19 protein-coding genes are annotated in these 19,698 nt (G+C 40.0%); 9 read left to right on the forward strand and 10 right to left on the reverse strand.

All coding sequences use genetic code 11. The features are described 5' to 3' along the window. Positions 1-45 precede the first annotated feature (45 nt). The 8 genes from IPM47_21345 (at position 46) to IPM47_21380 (ending at position 6,051) form a co-directional block, all read left to right on the forward strand. Positions 46-1,356, forward strand: a complete 1,311-nt coding sequence (locus IPM47_21345) for a hypothetical protein (protein ID QQS29338.1) — start codon at positions 46-48, stop codon at positions 1,354-1,356. Positions 1,357-1,508: 152 nt separating this feature from the next. Continuing rightward, positions 1,509-1,877: a hypothetical protein gene (locus IPM47_21350; GenBank protein ID QQS29339.1), complete on the forward strand. Its 369-nt coding sequence runs from the start codon at positions 1,509-1,511 to the stop codon at positions 1,875-1,877. 5 nt (positions 1,878-1,882) lie between these two features. Then, entirely contained in the window at positions 1,883-2,308 is a 426-nt protein-coding gene (locus IPM47_21355; protein QQS29340.1) for a transposase, read from the forward strand. 2 nt (positions 2,309-2,310) lie between these two features. Further along, positions 2,311-2,802 carry a hypothetical protein gene (locus IPM47_21360; GenBank protein ID QQS29341.1) on the forward strand — a complete coding sequence of 164 codons (492 nt, stop codon included), beginning with the start codon at positions 2,311-2,313 and terminating at the stop codon, positions 2,800-2,802. 604 nt (positions 2,803-3,406) lie between these two features. Next, entirely contained in the window at positions 3,407-4,081 is a 675-nt protein-coding gene (locus tag IPM47_21365) for a hypothetical protein (protein ID QQS29342.1), read from the forward strand. A 266-nt stretch (positions 4,082-4,347) separates the two neighbouring features. After that, positions 4,348-4,755 (forward strand): hypothetical protein, encoded by a 408-nt coding sequence (locus IPM47_21370; GenBank protein QQS29343.1) that lies wholly within the window; start codon positions 4,348-4,350, stop codon positions 4,753-4,755. Between the two features lie 168 nt (positions 4,756-4,923). Next, a complete protein-coding gene (locus IPM47_21375; protein QQS29344.1) occupies positions 4,924-5,265 on the forward strand; it encodes a hypothetical protein in 342 nt (113 codons plus the stop codon). A gap of 45 nt (positions 5,266-5,310) precedes the next feature. Further along, positions 5,311-6,051 carry a hypothetical protein gene (locus IPM47_21380; GenBank protein ID QQS29345.1) on the forward strand — a complete coding sequence of 247 codons (741 nt, stop codon included), beginning with the start codon at positions 5,311-5,313 and terminating at the stop codon, positions 6,049-6,051. A gap of 88 nt (positions 6,052-6,139) precedes the next feature. Here the strand turns inward: IPM47_21380 and IPM47_21385 are convergent, their stop codons facing one another. After that, the gene (locus IPM47_21385) at positions 6,140-6,982 is read right to left on the reverse strand and encodes a hypothetical protein (GenBank protein QQS29346.1); all 843 of its coding nucleotides are present in this window, start codon (positions 6,980-6,982) and stop codon (positions 6,140-6,142) included. A 56-nt stretch (positions 6,983-7,038) separates the two neighbouring features. Continuing rightward, entirely contained in the window at positions 7,039-7,488 is a 450-nt protein-coding gene (locus IPM47_21390) for a hypothetical protein (protein QQS29347.1), read from the reverse strand. 323 nt (positions 7,489-7,811) lie between these two features. Between IPM47_21390 and IPM47_21395 the strand changes: the two genes are divergently transcribed. Beyond that, positions 7,812-8,990 (forward strand): hypothetical protein, encoded by a 1,179-nt coding sequence (locus IPM47_21395; GenBank protein QQS29348.1) that lies wholly within the window; start codon positions 7,812-7,814, stop codon positions 8,988-8,990. A 296-nt stretch (positions 8,991-9,286) separates the two neighbouring features. Here the strand turns inward: IPM47_21395 and IPM47_21400 are convergent, their stop codons facing one another. The 8 genes from IPM47_21400 to IPM47_21435 all read right to left on the reverse strand — a co-directional run bounded on the left by IPM47_21400 (position 9,287) and on the right by IPM47_21435 (position 19,687). Next, positions 9,287-10,654 carry a cytochrome P450 gene (locus tag IPM47_21400; GenBank protein QQS29349.1) on the reverse strand — a complete coding sequence of 456 codons (1,368 nt, stop codon included), beginning with the start codon at positions 10,652-10,654 and terminating at the stop codon, positions 9,287-9,289. 146 nt (positions 10,655-10,800) lie between these two features. After that, entirely contained in the window at positions 10,801-11,583 is a 783-nt protein-coding gene (locus tag IPM47_21405) for a prolipoprotein diacylglyceryl transferase (GenBank protein ID QQS29350.1), read from the reverse strand. Between the two features lie 12 nt (positions 11,584-11,595). Further along, positions 11,596-13,194 carry a matrixin family metalloprotease gene (locus tag IPM47_21410; protein QQS29351.1) on the reverse strand — a complete coding sequence of 533 codons (1,599 nt, stop codon included), beginning with the start codon at positions 13,192-13,194 and terminating at the stop codon, positions 11,596-11,598. Then, positions 13,191-14,009 carry a hypothetical protein gene (locus IPM47_21415; protein QQS29352.1) on the reverse strand — a complete coding sequence of 273 codons (819 nt, stop codon included), beginning with the start codon at positions 14,007-14,009 and terminating at the stop codon, positions 13,191-13,193. The genes IPM47_21410 and IPM47_21415 overlap by 4 nt, the downstream gene beginning before the upstream one ends. Before the next feature lie 269 nt (positions 14,010-14,278). Continuing rightward, positions 14,279-15,871: a matrixin family metalloprotease gene (locus IPM47_21420; GenBank protein QQS29353.1), complete on the reverse strand. Its 1,593-nt coding sequence runs from the start codon at positions 15,869-15,871 to the stop codon at positions 14,279-14,281. An 11-nt stretch (positions 15,872-15,882) separates the two neighbouring features. Further along, positions 15,883-16,689, reverse strand: a complete 807-nt coding sequence (locus IPM47_21425; GenBank protein QQS29354.1) for a hypothetical protein — start codon at positions 16,687-16,689, stop codon at positions 15,883-15,885. Between the two features lie 610 nt (positions 16,690-17,299). Beyond that, positions 17,300-18,166, reverse strand: a complete 867-nt coding sequence (locus tag IPM47_21430; GenBank protein ID QQS29355.1) for an alpha/beta fold hydrolase — start codon at positions 18,164-18,166, stop codon at positions 17,300-17,302. Between the two features lie 48 nt (positions 18,167-18,214). After that, complete coding sequence (locus IPM47_21435) at positions 18,215-19,687, reverse strand: NAD(P)/FAD-dependent oxidoreductase (GenBank protein QQS29356.1); 1,473 nt, start codon at positions 19,685-19,687, stop codon at positions 18,215-18,217. Positions 19,688-19,698 lie beyond the last annotated feature (11 nt).

A 19,698-nucleotide genomic window follows, 5' to 3' on the forward strand; every position in this document is an offset into this window, starting at 1 on the left:
CAATTTTTCTCAACAAAATTTTTTAACACCCCAAAAACAGCAGTCATGAAAACAAGAAACATCAACAATCAATTTCAAAACAACAACAAAAAACAATTTTCAAATTTCTTAACCCCAAATTCTTTTTCGACCATGAAAACACAAAGCAATTTTTCAGCCCGCCAATTTTTTGCCATCGCAATCACTGTAATTGGCCTTTTCGTTTTCCAAGCTGCACAAGCAGTAGAAACCATTTGCAAACGCACGATGTGCGGACATACCTACACAAGCAATAGCGACCGACCTAATTTATTAACCGGTGAAACTCAAAAAATCCGTGTATTTGTGAAGTTTGGTGACTTAGTTGGCTCAGCTTCATCTGGAGTTTCTGGAATTAGTGCAACCATTGGAAGCAAACACAGTGGTGGTATCGGCGACTTTGACGGATGCAAAACATGGGTAGATGTTAACATCAACGTAGGAACAAATGTTGTTCAGCAGGATGGAGTAACCATATCCCTATTCGGTATTGCCAACACGCTAACAGCATCTTTTAAGGTAGATATTCGCAAACGACCGACAATCAGCACTTTGACTATAAAAGAAGGCACAGCAACTCCGAGCTTTTTAGTAGCAGGCCGCACGTATCAAATGACAATAACCGGCACTTCGGTTAATAAGCTTGACCTGTCTGATTCAAAAGTTCAAAGTTCAAGTGTCAACTCTGGAGGAAGTTCTACCAGCCGCACATTCACTGTTGTATTTAAAGCTACCACTCAGGCAAATATCACAAGCATAAAATTTGCAGAAACCCATACTTTCTGCAACCACATAATCAGCAAAACCATTCCTTCTATTACCTTGTATCCCCGACCTGACCTGGTTCCAGGTTCACTTTCCGGAAAATATACCCTGCAAAGTAACGCTTCATGCGGTGGTTCTTTAGGAAAAGTTGGCAGCGATAACGCCACACTCAACACAGTAAAAAATTCCATTGGTTCGCCCAGCACAAGCCAAGCCGTAGTTACAAAAGAAATCACTTGGCCAAACATTACCTGGAGCGTAAAGAACAACGGTGGACCGATTGTAGGCAGTTTTAAAGTTCAACTCAAAAGTGGAAACACGGTTTTACAAGAACAAACCATTACCAATATGAACGCAGGTGAAACCAAATCATTCAGCTATGCACGTCCTAAATCTAAAAAGAAATTGATGCGCATGTTGTCCTGCAACAACGGAAACGATGTTCACGCTCATCAGGATAATGCCAGCACCGCCATCTATAACTGGGCAGACCCCGCTACCTTCACCATCGTAGTAGATACTCAAAACACCGTAACGGAAGGCAACGAAAGCAATAACAGCAGTGGATTTTAAGTGCATAAAATCCTGAAAGCATAATCGAGGCGGGTAGTTTGCTCATGCAAATTGCCCGCTTCAACTTTTCAACATGGCTGCCACACATTAAAAAAAAGAAGGGAGGCGATATCTTTGTAATTTTGCGAATTGCAAACCCAAAATCAAAGTATATGCCTCCCAACATTCTGCCTTTAGAGTTATATAAAGACATCCTGTCAGTAGCAAAGATATTACAATTAAGGGATTTTCTGTACTGTTTTATGTGTATTCGATATGGAGTAAGTGTACGGAGTTTATGCCGCTATAGTAACTACTCTGTTCGCACTTGGTTTCGTTTTATGTCAGAGGACTACCTGTGGGAGCGCATTCGTATGAAGTTGTTTTTGAAGTGGGTGTATCAACCGGAGGAGAATTATATTATAGCCATAGACGAAGTGGTAGAAGGGAAAAGTCGGGACAAGACCTATGGTTTGTCAAGTTTTGGAGCAGCATTCAGAAATGCCCCATATTCGGGATTTGTTTTTTTTGTGCTTCTCTGATAGCTGTGGGGAAACGGAAATCATATCCGATGGTGGTAGAGCAAGTCGTACAGACAGAGGGGGACAGGAAGCGGATAGCGGAACAGAAAAAGAAGGCATTAGCTGGCAAGCAGCGCAGTGCCGAAGGCAGATGTTTGGTTCGTGGCAGGAAGCAAGGCAGCAAAAACCGACCTAAGCAGCCCAATCCTACGGCATCCTTTCGGGCATTCACCGCCTTGTTAAACAAGTTGCTTTCGTGCTTACCGGGCATCAACCTGACCTATATGGTAGCAGACTGTGCTTATGCCTCGGCAGATTATTTCTCTGCGGTAACAAAGACCGGACTTCACCTGATTACCCGTTTGCCTGTAAATGCCGCCCTCGTCTATGCCTACTCAGACCCAGTAGCCCCAAAACATCGGGGAAGACCCAAAAATACGGAGAAAAAGTAGATTTGAACAACCTTGATAACCAAGAACTGAAAGACACCAAAACCGAAAATGGTCTCCTTACTCAGATATGGCAACTGCCCTGTTACAACAAATCCTTAAGCAAAAACCTGTTAAATGTGGGGATAGTAAAAATAACCAATTTGAAAACCCAAAAAGTAGCCTTCTCTAAATTTTGCACCACCGACCCTAACCTCGACTGGCAAACTATGATAGATTATTATAGTTTGCGTTTTCAGATTGAGTTTGACTTTCAGGATGCCAAACAATTTTTCGGACTATCCGATTTCAAAAACTACACCTCGAAAAATCTGACCAATTTTGTTAATCTATGCTTTACCGCTACCTTGACGGCTAAAATTTTGCAGGCACAATATCAGGTTAAATACAATAACCCTAACTTTAGCATTTTAGACCTCAAAATACTCTGTAATACGCGTTTTACGGTCAAAACAGTTATTAAATTGGTACGAAAATCGCCCGATTCAATTTTTTAATACTCAATTCGCAGACGGGTTTATGCCAACAGATTTGGTCAATGTCGCTTAAATATCTATAATATAGAAGAAAAACACGACCGTCTTATCTTATATTTGTGGCAGCCTTGTTGACTTTTAATCTCAATTTAAAAAGGAATTTTAATACTCTAACGGATCAGCTACTATATGTTTAAAGACAATTTTTCCCGTTTATTCCAAAAAAATAACGAAGTTTACAAGCATTTGTAATAAAGTCCAAACTCTCTCCAACCCTTTATTTAAAAGCATTTCCAACTATAAAGGTCTATCAGAAACCTATGTTTTTGTAAAACTTGGTTGCAGCACCCAAACAGGTTGAGGTATCTTTGTATTGTGAGACGGAAATAACTACTCACAAAAATTAACTTCAAAAACAAAAATTAACTACCCCAAAAAAACAAAACAATGAAAACAGCATCTTTCTTCTTCGCAGTGTTCTTTTTGCTATTATCCGTAGGCAGTGCTTATGCTCAGGTCAGCAACAGTTTTGAAGGCACCTATTATACCACTGCCAACAATCAAAACATTTCCATGCAAATTATGCCTTATGAAGATGGCATCGTAGGACAAATAGTTATGGGCAATGAAACTGCCGAATTTTTTAGGCACCCTTCAGGGCAACGGATCCTACGGTTTATTACAGGAAACAAGCAGTGGCGATGTCAGCGCTTATCATGCAGTCGTTCGTGGAAGCCGTTTGGATTTTACTATTTCCATCGTTGATCCCTCAACGTATCAAACTAGCGATGTTACTCTTAATTTTAACAGAGGAACTGCCCCTGTACATACAAACACTGCCACCACTCAACCGGCAATCAAAAACCACACCCAAACCTCTAACAATGGAGGTTCTAACTCGGCAACTGCCAGACAATGGCGCGATTTACTGTCAGATACCCGATTGACCTATATGAGTTCATACAGTTCGGGATATGGCGACAGCTATGGCGGATATTCGGTAAAACGCAGCATGGATTTATGCAGTCAGGGATACTTTACCTACGCCGGCAGCAGCAATTTCAGTGTCAATGCCCCCGGCGCAAGCGCCTACAACGCCGGCAACAGCGGAAGCGACGGTACATGGGTGATTAAAGACGACAACGCAGGCGGCGCAATCTTACAACTCAATTATGCCGATGGCGATGTATCTCAGTATAGACTTGGCTATGAAGACGGTAAAACCTACCTCAATGGAGAACGTTGGTTCAGAATTACGAAAGCTGAAGGAGGAGAAAATGCCCCTGGCTCCTGTTACTAAATAATAAAATACCCAACTACAAACAAAACCGGGTATCTTACTTTTTTATTCGAATATCCGGCTTTGTTTTTTGGGGTTACAATCAGAGGGTAGGTCAAATAACCTATCCTCTATTTTAAAACAAAAAAAAACTTCAAATTGATTTAAACTTTCCTGAAGACTATTGTTCTTAACTCCAAAATGTGTAATATTGTAATCAGTTAAAAAATCTTTACCTACTTATCCTCTTTAGGTTAAATTTATCACAACAATTCAAATAATCAAACATGAAAAACTTAATTTTCTTAGCTGCATTTTTCACCTGCTTGTTCTATAATACCCAGGAATCAAAAGCACAATTTGCTACTACTGTTAAAGAATTTTCATCAACAGAGAAAATACTTGTAAAAGAATATTGTCCTACCTGTACCAACGGCATGTTAATCATCAGCTCAGACGGGCGTTGTTGTTGTGTAAAAAGCGATGGCAGTCAAACCTGCGGCAAATCAACTACTCACCTCGATGCGCCTCAAAAAACATTATTAACCCAACAAATGGGGATTGGTGCCGTGGATCCTTGCGATGATCAAGGAAGTAGTTGCCTGACTTTTAAAAAGGTGAAAGCGATGAATATTCCCTTTCAAAGGATTATTTTAATCACTCCCTCTATGCAAAAAGCAATTTTGAAAAAATAATCAGATTTTTTTAAATAAACCGGACGGGGTAAAGGAATATTAATTCTTTATCCCGTCTTTGATGTTTGTGGAACAAATAAAACTAGAGGAAGAGTTGCCCTTTTTTGATTTAACTTTGCTACTTTTAAGTTGATTTGAATAGGTTTAAAGATAATTCTGATTGCACTCATGAAATCTAAGATATTAATCTTGTTGATTTGTTTCCTGCTGTTTTCATTTTGGAAAAATGGCAATTATGTATCCGGAAACGAAGAAACACCACCACAAAACATGACCGGTGCACCGGGAACCACCGAAACCTGCCTGAGTTGTCATAGTCCAGGCACCGGAGGAAGCGGATCAATTTTAGTAACATTTAATGCCGGAAACAATCAATACATAGCCGGGCAAACTTACCAAATGTCGGTAACCCTCAGCCATATTGGTCAAAAAAGATGGGGGTTTTCAATGGTTGCCCGTAATGCTGCAAATGAAAATGTTGGCACCTGGGTTCCCAATAACATAGATTAAGGCTTATGCAAGCAGCACACATATCGGTATAAAAATGCCCCTGTCATGACCGATACTTATACCTTTAACTTTAGTTGGATAGCCCCATCCACAACAGGAACAGGGGATATTACCTTTTACACTGTGGGTAACGCTGCCAATAACGACAGCAACTCTACAGGCGATTACATCTATTTTCAAATTGTAACCATTGCCGAAGTTATTCCTCAGCCAACGGTTCATTTGCGTCTGTTTTTAGAAGGTGCCCTCAACGCCGAAGCAACAGCAATGAATACAAACATTCAATCTCAGGTGCTTGAAGCCCGAAATCCGGCTAATCCCGCAGTAGTCGAAGCCCGTAAAGCTGCGTTATTGCTCAACAATGGTACTTTGCAAGATGCAGACGGTTCACCGGGAGTAACTTTTACCGGTCTCCCGACCGGAAGTTATTTTATTGCCGTAAAACATCGCAATCATTTGGCGGCAATGAGCAGTAACCCCATCACCTTACCCAATGGCAATGCCTGTGCATCAGGTAGTACCTGTGATTTGAGACTGCCTCAAAACACCCTATATGGCAATTTAATTCTTTCAGACAAAGGCAATGGTTTCTGGGCGCTTTCGTGCGGAGACGTTAATCAGGACGGTGCAGTAACATTTCACGACTTCAATTTGTGGCGAAGCAGTATCGGTTTTTTTACCGGCTATTTTTCAACAGATATAAACATGGACGGACAAACTGGCCTCCCCGATTTTGGGGTTTTTCGACCTAATTTCGGCAAAACAACTTTGAACGAACTGAGATAGTCCAAAATTTTTTTGTTTATATTTGTCAACAAGGCTGCCACAAATATAAGATAAGACGGTCGTGTTTTTTCTTCTATATTATAGATATTTAAGCGACATTGACCAAATCTGTTGGCATAAACCCGTCTGCGAATTGAGTATTAAAAATTGAATCGGGCGATTTTCGTACCAATTTAATAACTGTTTTGACCGTAAAACGCGTATTACAGAGTATTTTGAGGTCTAAAATGCTAAAGTTAGGGTTATTGTATTTAACCTGATATTGTGCCTGCAAAATTTTAGCCGTCAAGGTAGCGGTAAAGCATAGATTAACAAAATTGGTCAGATTTTTCGAGGTGTAGTTTTTGAAATCGGATAGTCCGAAAAATTGTTTGGCATCCCGAAAGTCAAACTCAATCTGAAAACGCAAACTATAATAATCTATCATAGTTTGCCAGTCGAGGTTAGGGTCGGTGGTGCAAAATTTAGAGAAGGCTACTTTTTGGGTTTTCAAATTGGTTATTTTTACTATCCCCACATTTAACAGGTTTTTGCTTAAGGATTTGTTGTAACAGGGCAGTTGCCATATCTGAGTAAGGAGACCATTTTCGGTTTTGGTGTCTTTCAGTTCTTGGTTATCAAGGTTGTTCAAATCTACTTTTTCTCCGTATTTTTGGGTCTTCCCCGATGTTTTGGGGCTACTGGGTCTGAGTAGGCATAGACGAGGGCGGCATTTACAGGCAAACGGGTAATCAGGTGAAGTCCGGTCTTTGTTACCGCAGAGAAATAATCTGCCCGAGGCATAAGCACAGTCTGCTACCATATAGGTCAGGTTGATGCCCGGTAAGCACGAAAGCAACTTGTTTAACAAGGCGGTGAATGCCCGAAAGGATGCCGTAGGATTGGGCTGCTTGGGTCGGTTTTTGCTGCCTTGCTTCCTGCCACGAACCAAACATCTGCCTTCGGCACTGCGCCGCTTGCCAGCTAATGCCTTCTTTTTCTGTTCCGCTATCCGCTTCCTGTCCCCCCTCTGTCTGTACGACTTGCTCTACCACCATCGGATATGATTTCCGTTTCCCCACAGCTATCAGAGAAGCACAAAAAAACAAATCCCGAATATGGGGCATTTCTGAATGCTGCTCCAAAACTTCTGACAAACCATAGGTCTTGTCCCGACTTTTCCCTTCTACCACTTCTGTCTATGGCTATAATATAATTCTCCTCCGGTTGATACACCCACTCTAAAAACAACTTCATACGAATGCGCTCCCACAGGTAGTCCTCTGACATAAAACGAAACCAAGTGCGAACAGAGTAGTTACTATAGCGGCATAAACTCCGTACACTTACTCCATATCGAATACACATAAAACAGTACAGAAAATCCCTTAATTGTAATATCTTTGCTACTGACAGGATGTCTTTATATAACTCTAAAGGCAGAATGTTGGGAGGCATATACTTTGATTTTGGGTTTGCAATTCGCAAAATTACAAAGATATCGCCTCCCTTCTTTTTTTTAATGTGTGGCAGCCATGTTGATTTGTCAAATCACTTCAAAATTGTTTGATGATTTAGATACTCTAAAAACAACCGTCAACCCAACCCGGACTTAACTTTGAGCAAACAAAACCAGAAAACTCTATCAAATTTGCTTAACACGTCTAAAATTGTCATATTTTTAGTAAAATACAAATATTTTTTTAAAATTCTTGTCAACACAAATATAAAGTTCTAAATTAGCACCGACTAAACCCTGCTCTAACCCATATTTGTTTTTTATGAAAAAACTCCTACTCTTACTACTTACAATTTCCATTTATACACTTAACGCTCAAACTTCGCTTAGCGACAAGAAAACCTTAGAAGTCAATTTTTTCTCCGAAAAAATTGAAATAGCATATAGCAGTTCTATGCTACTGCCATTTAAAGGGGAGCAGAATGAACAGGCTTTTTACCGGTTTTATCAGGATTTAAGTGCCACTAAGTACCATGTTTTGTTAGGAAACCTGTTTTACCATAAAAAGAATATGGGGTTAAACGACTGGTTATACTATCAGTTAATCAGAAAAAGTGTACAAGCTATATTCCCTAAAGAAAACATCACTTACCATGCATTGTTTTCCTGGTTTTTATTAACTAAATCAGGCTATATAGCCGAAATCAACTATACCGGGAAAGAGGTGCATCTGGTGGTTTACAGCGATGAAAAGATATATGAAGCTGCATATCGCGATTATGGAAAAGGCTGGATGATAGATTTGTCATCGTTGGAAAAACAGCTAGAATACAGATTGATTCACAACTCTTTAAACATTTTCAAAGTTCTGAACACCGGTAAGTCGTTTTCTTTCCAGTTAAATAAGCTACCCAATTTTACTAATCCTGATCTGGAAACAAAGACATTGTCGTTTATCCACGACAACAATAGCTATAAATTTGATGTTGATATTGATAAAAACATGCTCTATATCAGGTGGAAATATCCAAATTTGCCACTTTCTGATATTGCCAAAATTCCCTTATCAGAAAATGCACAGAACTCCCTCTTGTTTTCACTGAAAAACATTTTGAAAAATAAAAACAATACTGAAGCCGTCAGATTACTGTTGAGTTTTGTCCGCACTGCTTTTGAATATAAAACAGACATGGAGGTGTATAAAACCCCCAATTTGGCTTTTAGCGCTGAAGAAACTTTGTACTATCCATATTCCGATTGTGAAGACAGGGCTATTTTATTCAAATATCTGGTAGAAAAACTCCTGAACACTGAAGTTTTATTGCTGGAGTTTAAAGACCATGTAACTTGTGCAGTATTGCTTCCACAACCACAAGGCAGGTCAGTTATCTATGAAAACAAGCAATATACCATTTGCGACCCAACCGGGCCGGGTAATCATCTAAAAATAGGAGAACTTCCCGAAGGATTGGAGAATACCCCTTATCAGGTTTCCGAATAAGCAAAATATAGATTGAGTTGAACGTAAAAAACGGCAGTGTCGAACAAAAAAGTTGTTCCGCTGCCGTTTTTTGATTATGCTGAACCGGCGGTTAAACATCAAAACATCTGGACATAGAGGAACAATGCGCTTGCAATATCATCCATAATTGCAGATGGTTCAGAATGGAAGTTCAACAACTTACCTGCAATTGAACGGCTCAATATAACAAACCGGAATTTTTGCCGGCAAAACAACACTACTAATTGGCTGATTTGCCGGCAAAATTAAAAAAAGCAAAAGATTCACCCCGTTTTTCAGAAGCTCATCCGTTTATGGATATTACGAGGAATGAGGCGAACTGTAAACCGCGGTTCGGGCCCAATCGTGGGAATGGTTTGAAACTTCAGTTCATAATCATCGGGGACTAATTTAAAATCAACCAAGTGAACCAAAATGGCCATGGTGAGCATCATTTGCAATTCGCCCAACTGAAAACCAAGACATTTATGAGCGCCAATACCATAAGGGCTAAGCGCGCCTTTTTGACGGTATTCGTTTCTGGGAGGCAGGTGACGGTCAATGTCAAACTCATAGGGATTGGGAAACAGTTCGGGTAAAAAGTGGGTAACGCCTTGAGCCATATACACCGTTTGTCCTTTTTCCATCCGATATCCTCCAAATTCAAAAGGCACTGCCACCGTTCGGGGTATCATAGAGGCTACCGGATAGCGGCGGAGGGTTTCCATAAGCGTGGCGTGCATAATGGGGAAATTGTTCACCTCTTTCACATCGGGCAGTCCGTTTTCAAAAGCAGCATCTACTTCTGTTTGCAAGCGTTTCAACACATCTCTATGCTTTGCCAAAGCGTAAATCATGGATGCAAGGGTATTGGTAACCGTGTCCATACCGGCAAGAAACGGGCCAATGACCGCCAACAATAATTCGGGGCGATTGAGTTCCAAGCCTTCTTCATAAACCGCTTTGAGAATATCATCCACCAAATCGGGGGTTTCGGGATTGGGAGCGGTGAGGTGTTCGTAAATAATTTTTTCGCCAAACTTATTGGCTTTTTCCTGGGCTATCAAAAACTTAGGGCGATACAAGGCAATTCGTGGCCACATTTTGACAATGTTTACATTGAGCAATGTGCGCACATAAAAAGAAAGGGGTTCATAATACTTTCCGGGGGCGCGATTGGCCAGTAAAATGCCCATTTGCTCGGTAATCAGGCGTTGGATAAACGATGCTACTTTAATTTCGCCTTTGTTTTTCAATTTTTTGAGCACCATTTTCCGGGTAATGTCGGCTACTTTGGGAATTCGGTTGGCAATCATCCTTGTCGAATAGCCGCGCATCATCACCTTGCGCATTTTAAAATGTTCTTCCCCGTCAAGAGCGACCAAAAACTTATCGGCTCCTACCGATTTGCCGAAACTTCCCCATATTTCGCCGGTAATTAAATAATCGTTGGCGGCTCGCGACAAAAACTGATTGGCCTCCAATCCGGCTAAAAAAATAATTTGCTGATTGACCGTATTCACTTTAAAAACCGGTCCGTGTTTGTGATACTGCTCAACGATAAAATCAATCGGAGCGTTGATCAAGCTAAAAGTACTGCCGACAATAGGCAAGCCCGATACTAAAGGGGGCTGATTGTGGTCTTTTGCATTTACAGCATTCATTGTGGTGAATAATTTTTTATGAGTGTATGAATTGAGTTGAAATGATACGTCCAATAAAACGGATTGATCGTTAACTTGTTTTAAACCAAGTGAACATCAATGTAGAAATTGTTGCAAATTTAGCATGAAAGCATCAATAACTTACGCTAAACGGATAGTGAAGATGGTTTGCTTTTTAGCAAATTATATAAATACCCACAATAACCCAACACAATCAGGTAAATGATTTGTGGCAATGTAATATCACCCCAAATTTTGGGGTTAATGCGTATCACTTCTAATAAGATATAAAAAATAGCACTTGCCATAAAATACCACAGCATGGTTTGACCCTGAAAATGTTTGTTTTTGTTGATGTGCAAAAGTAACAATAACAACAAGAAATAAAACATACTGTCATATAAAGGAGTGGGATGAACCGGAAGTAAAGAAGGCACCGGTCCATAAGCAAAGTGCATGCCCCAAGGCAATGCAGTAGGTACGCCATAACAGCCATCGCCCGATAACAAACACCCCTGCTTAGTTATAACTGTTAACATGCAAAGGCAAATAGCAACAAAATCGAAATATTGCCAAAAAGCAGAAACTCCCAACAGCTTTTTTCCAATCGGCGGCAGAAACAATACAATAAACAGCAAAGCCCCACACCAACTAAAATGCCCATAGTGCGGGTATTGCCACAAAACATCAATCGAACCAAATCTGCCTTTAACAAGAAAATACTCTAACATTCCCACTAAACGCGCACCAAACAAGGCTAAAAAGCCTATATACCAAAATAACAATGTTGTACACCATAGCAGAAACCTTTCTTTTATTCCATGCTTATAATACCAACAACCAAACAACAGCATTACCGCAACACCTCCATACTGACAAAGTGCATACCACGATACTTCAAAACCGCAAATTAACGGATTTGGTAACATCAATATCAATGATTATTGTAACACTGTAAATTTAACAGTCATAGCGGGTTGAAATACATTGTTTAAAAAGGGTACTGCCAAATACAATCCGGGTTTTAATGTCCCTGATGAAATTTCTGTCAGATGAACTCCTGTCGGTAAATGCCCTTCATGTAGTACCAACACAGGTGCGCCGGTTAAATCGAACAAATGATATTGCAACTTTGCTTCTTTTTCAAGGTATATTCGCAACCAAGGACGACCTTCATACATCATTACCGACAAACTGTTTTCCTCAAAACCCCGCTTAGATGACGAGCATACACATTCACCCATGCCCGAAAAACTACTGATACTATCATAATCAAACAAGGCGGTACGAACATCTTTGTCAAGCAGCGCGCTCAACCCTTTTTGCAGGTTTTTCAATTCTAATAAAAAAGCCGATTCGCGATGAAAATCTAAAATATCAAACATCGGCAACATTTCTTCTATCCAACAACAAACGGCATTGATGTGAGCCGTAGTAATTTTTACCGAATCATTTTCGGCAAAACTATCTTCAAGCAAGGGTGTAAGGATAATTAATAAATCGTCTAAAGCATTTTGAACACCGTCATATCTACTGTCAGTAGAAGTAAAAATATCGTTTAGAGCATCGGTATTTTGCACAAACCGACGCATAAGAAGGTTAAAATTATTGCCGAGATTTTGTTCCCAAAAAAATGCCATCTCGCGGGTAGCCTCTGTAGAAAATGAACCGGGCGGTATGTAATGACAGATACTGCCGCCGCCGCCATTATTTCCTGATTGTTTTGTGCCTTTATCAAATCCATTATCAGGCCTAAAAATTTCACAGGGTGGGTAAGGAGGTGTTGCAGGGTAAAGTGCTTTTAATGCTTCTGCATCTAAATTGCTTAAAGTTCTTCTTATTTGAGCATTCATTATATTGCCGTGCATAACATCATTGTTGATATTAGCACCGGCAGGATGGCATAAACCCAAAGCATGTCCAAATTCATGCAACATCACAGATTCAAAATCATAACAAGCATAATCTATATCAGTTTCATTAGAACCCTCTAACACATCCCATTTAACATTGTTATTAATGGCTATGTCAAACCCTTTAAATAAAATTGTAGGGTGGTAGGGCGCATTAGTACTGCATAGATAAGCATCCTCACTTTGATATATGATACACTTTGCTAAAATCTCAAAATTATCAACAAACTGTGTGTAATCAAATCCAATAATATTGGTATCATCGTCTTGATCAGCTATAGGAGTGGCTGAAGTAATCCCTTGAACTTGTAGCCAAGGATACGCACCAACATTATTCCAATTCATCGCAGCAGCAGCAACTGAAATGGGAAACAAATTGCTGTTAATTTCACAACCGGATCCTATTGAAGGATTGGGGCATTCCGGTTCGGGATTCAAATAATAAGTGCTTAGATTGCTATGAACCCAATAGGGAATTTGAAATCCTTGTGTATGAAATTCTCCGTTGTTGGTTACCCATCTAAAATTAAAACAGTAGTCGCCCCACTGCCCTACTATTTGAGTAGAGAACGGGTTACAAAAACATGCAAGAAACAAAAACAGGTTAAATAATTTTAATTTTTTCATGGCGATTGTTTTAAATTCTCTTTGTAAAACTGCTTCATGTCTTTTATTTTTTCAGTATTCCAACTGTTAGAATTAGTTACCATAGAAAATATATTCGGACAATACTCATCATTATATTTTCCTCGTAAAAAGCCTTGACCTATAAATATTCGGGCATAATCTTGCCTGTTTGCTCTAAATAATTGTTTACTCCCTACATTATAGTCTTCTTCATGTGTAACAGATGTAAATATTTCTTCTTCTCCGGAGGGAGTACATCCGCCTGAATACCCCCCAAATCTACTTTCTAACAGATAATTACCTTTTTTTAACGGGAAGCGGGAATACAATACCTCTTCTACCCGATAAACATTTTTTATTCCATACAATAAACATTTAGTCGAGTCCCTTACATATATCTTTTCTGTTACGGTTCCTATAAATAGTGCATCAGACATAATTAAGATACTTATTTCAAACCAATTTAAAGATTTATAAATTGGCTTAAATTTGTCTATGGCCTCTCCTGTAATTAAAAAACGGTTAAATAAGGCTGTATCAATCCCGTTTTTAATGTAGGGTAAGTAGTGAAAAATAAAAGTACCAGAATAATCTAATTCCAAAAATCTTTTGGTATAAATACCGCTTTTAACCAAAAACTCAGCCGTTGCAGTACTGTCTTCTGGAGTAAGTACAGGAAACCCCTCATTTGGTAAATAACTATAGTATTCACAATTGAAATAGTCGGGTTTTTGAACTTCTTCTTTTTTGCACTGCCCGCCCGCAAGCAACAAAATAGCGAAAAAGGTTGCCGATATGACAATACTTTGTTTCATGATTTTTGTAATTTAATTTATGATTTGCAAATATACCCCCCCCTACTAATATAACAAATATGCATGGTCATTTTTTTGTAAAACTCTATTAAGCCTTTATACCAAAATAACAAGGTTGTACGCCATAAGAGAAACCTTTCTTTTATTCCATGCTTATAATACCAACTACCAAACAACAGCATCACCGCAACACCTCCATACTGACAAAGTGCATACCACGAAACTTCAAAACCGCAAATTAACGGGTTTGGCAACATCAATATCAATGATTATTGTAACACTGTAATTTTAACAGTCATAGCGGGTTGAAATACATTGTTTATAAAGGGTAATGCCACATACAATCCGGGTTTTAATGCCCTCGATGAAATTTCTGTCAGATGAATTCCTACCTGTAAATGCCCTTCTTGAAGTACCAACACAGGCGCACCGTTTATATCGAACAAATGATATTGTAACATTGCTTCTTTTTCAAGGTACATGCGCAACCAAGGACGACCTTCATACATCATTACCGACAAACTGTTTTCCTCAAAACCCCGCTTAGATGATGAGCATGAACATTCACTCATGCCCGAAAAACTACTGATTCGATCATAATCAAACACGGCGGTACGAACATCTTTGTCAAGCAGCGTGTTCAACCCTTTTTGCAGGTTTTTCAATTCCAATAAGAAAGAGGACTCACGATAAAATTCAACTAAATCAAACATTGGCATCATTTCGTCTATCCAACAACATACGGCATTGATATGCGCTGAGGTAATTGTAGTCGAATCATTTTCGGCAAAATTATCCTCAAGCAAGGGTTTAAGGATATTTAATACATCGTCTAAAGCTTTTTGAACATCCTCATATCTACCGTCCGTAGAAGTAAAAATGTCGTTTAGAGCATCTGTATTTTGCACAAACCTCCTCATAAGCATGTTAAAATTATTGCCTAACTCACGTTCCCAAAACAAAGCCATTTCGGCAGTGGCTTCTGTAGAGAATGAACCGGGCGGTATGTAATGGCAAATACTGCCTCCGTTATTATTCCCTGACTGCTTTTCAGTTTTATCAGGACCTTGGTCTGGCCTAAAAATTTCGCAAGGCGGATAAGGAGGAGTTGCAGGGTAAAGCGCTTTTAATGCTTCGGCATCTAAACTGCTTAATATTCTTCTAATTTGAGCATTTTTCATGCTGCCATGCATAACATCATTATTAATATTTGCACCTGCGGGATGACATAATCCCAAAGCATGACCGAATTCATGCAGCATCACAGATTCAAAATCATAACAGCTATAATCAATATCTGTTTCATTAGTGCCTTCCAAGACATCCCATTTAACGTTGTTATTAATGACTATGTCAAACCCTGAAAATAGTATTGTAGGATGGTAAGGAGTATTTGAGCTACAAAGATATGCTTCTCCAGATTGATATATCCTACAAATAGCCAATACTGATTCATCTCCTGGTATAAATGAGTCAGGATAGAAGCCTATGATATTTTCATAATCGGACTGATTAAGTACCGATGCTGATGTGGTTCCTTGTACTTGAAGCCAAGGATAAGCACCAACATTATTCCAATTCATTGCAGCAGCAGCAACTGAAAATGGGAATAAATCGCTGTTAATTTCACAACCAGGTCCTATTGAAGGATTGGGGCATTCCGGTTCGGGATTCAAAAAATAATCGTCGAGATTGCTATGAACCCAAAATGGTATTTGAAACCCTTGTGTATGAAATTCCCCATTGTTGCCGACCCACCTAAAATTAAAACAATAATCGCTCCACTGTCCGTAAACTATAGTTGAAGACAAACTGTTATAAATGAAAAAGAACAACCAATAAAACAATTTTAACTTTTTCATGGCATTGAGTATTAAAAATTCTGTTTACAAAATTGTTTCATGTCTTTTGTTTTTTCATGATTCCAACTGTTAGAATTAGTCAGCATTGTAAACATGTTCGGACAATATTCGTCATTAAAATTTCCTGTTAAATACCGACGACCCATAAAAAAACGGGCATATCCTTGACTGCTCGCTACAAAAAGGGCTTTGTTTCCTACACTATAGCTTTCTTGGTGAGTTTCATAAGTAAAAATTTCTTCTTGGCCGGACGGAGTGCATGCTCCCGAATAACCGCCTGTTCTACTCTCCAACAAATAACTGCCCTTTTTTAACGGAAAATAGGAATGTAATACTTCCTCTACCCGATAAACATTTTTTATTCCAAACCACAAACATTTAGTTGAGTCTCTTATATATTGTCGGTCAACCACAGTTCCGGTAAATACAGCTTCTGACATTATAAGATTGCACAAGTCAAACCAATTTAGCGATTTAAAAATGGGCTTTTGTTTGTCAATGGGTTCTCCACTAATTAAATAACGGTTAAATAACATTGTGTCAATTTTATTTTTAAAGTAAGGCATGAAATAATACATCGTGCCGCCATAGTTTTCCCATTCCAAATATCTTTTAGTATAAATTCCACTCTTTACTAAAAACTCGGCTATTTCGGTGCTATCTTCGGGGGTAAGTGTAGGAATCCCCTCGTTTGGGAAATAGCTGTAGTAATCGCAATCGAAATAAGCCAGTTTTTCGCCGTCTTCTTTTTTACACTGCCCACTCGCAAACAGAAAAATAGCGATAAGGGTTGCTGTTATGACAAGGCTTTGCTTCATATTTATTGGGTTTTAATCTTATGATTTGCAAATATACCCCCCCCCTATTAATATAACATATATATATTGTCATTTTTTTGCTGTTTAAACTGACATAGCTGTATTGGTTAAGCCCTCAAAGCAACACCAACTACTTCACTTAATATTGCAAAAAAACAAAAATTTTTGTATCAAAAAAGGGTCTGCAATAAAGCATTGCAGGGGTGATTTGATTTAATGCAAAGGCACATCAAGCTATTGCAGAGGAACTCTAAGTCAAAGCATAGTCGTATTGGGTTATTGCAGGGTGGTTTTGAGTTATTGCAGGGGTGCATTGAGTCTATGCAGAGGTGATTTAATTGATTGCAGAGATGCAATAAGCTTTTGCAGGGGGGTATTAAGCTATTGAGCAGGTGCAATAAGTCTTTGCGGAGGCGATTTCAAGTAATGTAGGGGGGCTTTGGAGCTTTGCGGAGTCACAAAAAACTTATGTCAAGGGTGTTTTTGGTCAAAACTAATCCATTGTTTAGACCTTGTACCTGTTTGCCGGATTTTTCAATTCCAATAAAAAAGGTAAAAACATCAAAAGCAGTTTTATTTTCTGATAACTCCTATGAATTAACGCCGGAGGTTAATGTTTTTCAGACATCCAGTTTTTTATAATCTTCAGCAAGTTTTCGGGATGTTTTACCCAATTGAAATGGTTGAGTTTGCGGGCATCGGTCGGATTGCCCAAGACGACTTTGGCAACGGCGGCCGATTTCAGTTTGGCGCAAAGGTTTTCGATTGCCAAGGAGGGCGCAAGCCGGTCGCCGAAAATTTGGACTGCCAAAACGGGAAGTTTTACTTTTGTCAGGCTTTGTTCAAAGTTAAAGTCTGTGTTTTTAAGTTCGTACCTGCCGGTTCGGGCGGTATGGCTCCAGTCTTCGATGACTGTTCGGCTTTCGGTACCCCCGAACCCGACTTTTTTACCCGGAAAATAGCCCAATACCTTGCTCAACAGGCGGGCAGTTTGGGTGAAGGCTAAAATTTTATATCCTTCCAACCCCGGCCATCCTTTATAATAGATAGAACAAGCGGCAACCAAAATGATGCCGCTGATGACTGTCTTGCCCCAAGCCCCATACAAACAAGCCAATTGCCCGCCGAGGCTATGGCCAATCAAGTAAACCGGGCTTTGTGGATATTTGGTTTTGACGATTCTCAATTGATGTTCTATGTCTTCGAGTAGTTCTTTATATCCGAAATCCACCCCCCGCTTCGCTCTGACAGAAGAAGTACCCAAGCCCCGCCAATCGGTGGTGATGGCAACGGCGTTGAATTCGGCGGCTAAAAGCCGGGCTAAATGAGCGTAATGTTTAGACGATATCCCCAATGCCGGCAGGCAGACAAACACCGGCGAATTTTCCTGCGGAAGATGGCTGTAAATCATCATCGAGGTCTCCGTTCCGGGAGCTAATAAAACCGGTATTTTTTCTTGTGGTGGTTCAAATATCATAAGGCGCATGGCATAATACGCAAAACATAAGATGTAGCTACAGATGACTTACGCCTTCTCAGCCGTTTCGTAATCCTTTTGGTCAATACGCTGAGTGGTTTTTCGATAAGTTTGGGTTAATCCGGGATAGATAGTGGTATTTCTTCCGTGTGCATCTAAATACCAACTTTGGCAACCCGAAGCCCAAACCGTTCCCGCAAACTGGCTTTGCAACCATACATTATAGGCTTCCTGTGTTTGCCGATGAACGTCCAAAAATCCCTTTTCCCCTTGTTGTTTCAACAGGCGAAGGTAATCGAGGATATAATTCATTTGCGAGTCCATGATATGAAGCACCGAAGTATGTCCCAAACCCGTGTTGGGGCCTAAGATAAATGTAAAGTTAGGAAATCCCGAAACGGTCACCCCTTTAAACCCCTGAATGCCCGATTGATGCCATTCCTGAAGCAGGTTGCGTTGGTTTCGTCCGGTAACTTGCATCTCAAAACCTTCGGTTCCGGCGGCATGAAAACCTGTACTTAGGATGATGATTTCAGCCTCGTATTTTTTACCGTTGCCGCAAACAATGCCATCGGGTTCGATGTGGTCAATGGATTCTGTAATCAGATGTACGTTGCTTCGGTTAAAGGCAGGGTAATAATCGTCTGACAATAAAACGCGCTTGCATCCAAAGGTATAGTTTGGGGTCAGTTTTTTGCGAAGTTCGGGGTTCTTAACCTCTTTTTTGAGCTTTGACAGGGCTTGTAAAGTCCCCAGTTTGTTCATCAGTTTGTTTCCCAAAAAGTTGTTTCCCAAAAATTCCGAAACCCAGTAGATGCGCTCCCGGTTCAGCCTTTGTAGGAAAGGCAGATAGGTAAACAATGTTTTCCCGATGCGTGAATACCGCCGGTTTCGGCGGGGCATTATCCAGGCAGGTGTTCTTTGGAACAAATTCAGTTCTTTCACCAAGGTGGCAATATTGGGCACAATTTGAATGGCGCTTGCTCCTGTTCCGATGACCGCCACCTTTTTCCCGTTCAAATCGCAAGTGCTGTCCCATTGCGAGGAATGGAAAACCTTTCCCTGAAAGGTATCCATGCCCGGAAACTCGGGAAAATATGGACGATTAAGTGGCCCGATTGCAGCAATGACCATTTTCACATCAAAAGCTCTTCCCGACCTGTCTGTGAGTTGCCAACGTGCGTTTTCTTCGTTAAAAACTGCCGAAACAATCTCTGCCTGATAGATGATGTGCTGTTGAAGCTGATGCTTATCGGCCACTTGCTTCATATAATTCCATATTTCGGGCTGTGCCGAAAACGCTTCGCTCCAATTGGGATTGGGCACATTTTTAAAAGAGTATAAATGCGAAGGAACATCGCAGGCACAACCCGGATAGCTGTTGTCCCGCCATGTTCCTCCCAAATCTGTTGCGCGTTCAAAAATAACAAAATCGTTTTCTCCTGCTTCTTTAAGTCGCAAAGCAGCGGTCATTCCGCCAAACCCCGCACCAATGATACCGATTTGGTACTTAGATTTCATGTAGGAAAAAG

This window comes from Sphingobacteriales bacterium (genome assembly GCA_016700115.1).
In the GTDB taxonomy this organism is placed as follows: domain Bacteria; phylum Bacteroidota; class Bacteroidia; order Chitinophagales; family UBA2359; genus UBA2359.

Bases quoted from the DNA above. Each gene is read 5' to 3' on its own strand.
- IPM47_21395 (QQS29348.1), top strand. From the start codon at position 7,812: ATGAAAAAACTCCTACTCTTACTACTTACAATTTCCATTTATACACTT.
- IPM47_21345 (QQS29338.1), top strand. From the start codon at position 46: ATGAAAACAAGAAACATCAACAATCAATTTCAAAACAACAACAAAAAA.
- IPM47_21430 (QQS29355.1), bottom strand. From the start codon at position 18,166: ATGATATTTGAACCACCACAAGAAAAAATACCGGTTTTATTAGCTCCC.
- IPM47_21350 (QQS29339.1), top strand. From the start codon at position 1,509: ATGCCTCCCAACATTCTGCCTTTAGAGTTATATAAAGACATCCTGTCA.
- IPM47_21390 (QQS29347.1), bottom strand. From the start codon at position 7,488: ATGCCTCCCAACATTCTGCCTTTAGAGTTATATAAAGACATCCTGTCA.
- IPM47_21370 (QQS29343.1), top strand. From the start codon at position 4,348: ATGAAAAACTTAATTTTCTTAGCTGCATTTTTCACCTGCTTGTTCTAT.
- IPM47_21435 (QQS29356.1), bottom strand. From the start codon at position 19,687: ATGAAATCTAAGTACCAAATCGGTATCATTGGTGCGGGGTTTGGCGGA.
- IPM47_21415 (QQS29352.1), bottom strand. From the start codon at position 14,009: ATGAAACAAAGTATTGTCATATCGGCAACCTTTTTCGCTATTTTGTTG.
- IPM47_21405 (QQS29350.1), bottom strand. From the start codon at position 11,583: ATGTTACCAAATCCGTTAATTTGCGGTTTTGAAGTATCGTGGTATGCA.
- IPM47_21425 (QQS29354.1), bottom strand. From the start codon at position 16,689: ATGAAGCAAAGCCTTGTCATAACAGCAACCCTTATCGCTATTTTTCTG.
- IPM47_21375 (QQS29344.1), top strand. From the start codon at position 4,924: ATGAAATCTAAGATATTAATCTTGTTGATTTGTTTCCTGCTGTTTTCA.
- IPM47_21410 (QQS29351.1), bottom strand. From the start codon at position 13,194: ATGAAAAAATTAAAATTATTTAACCTGTTTTTGTTTCTTGCATGTTTT.
- IPM47_21400 (QQS29349.1), bottom strand. From the start codon at position 10,654: ATGAATGCTGTAAATGCAAAAGACCACAATCAGCCCCCTTTAGTATCG.
- IPM47_21365 (QQS29342.1), top strand. From the start codon at position 3,407: ATGAAACTGCCGAATTTTTTAGGCACCCTTCAGGGCAACGGATCCTAC.
- IPM47_21380 (QQS29345.1), top strand. From the start codon at position 5,311: ATGACCGATACTTATACCTTTAACTTTAGTTGGATAGCCCCATCCACA.
- IPM47_21420 (QQS29353.1), bottom strand. From the start codon at position 15,871: ATGAAAAAGTTAAAATTGTTTTATTGGTTGTTCTTTTTCATTTATAAC.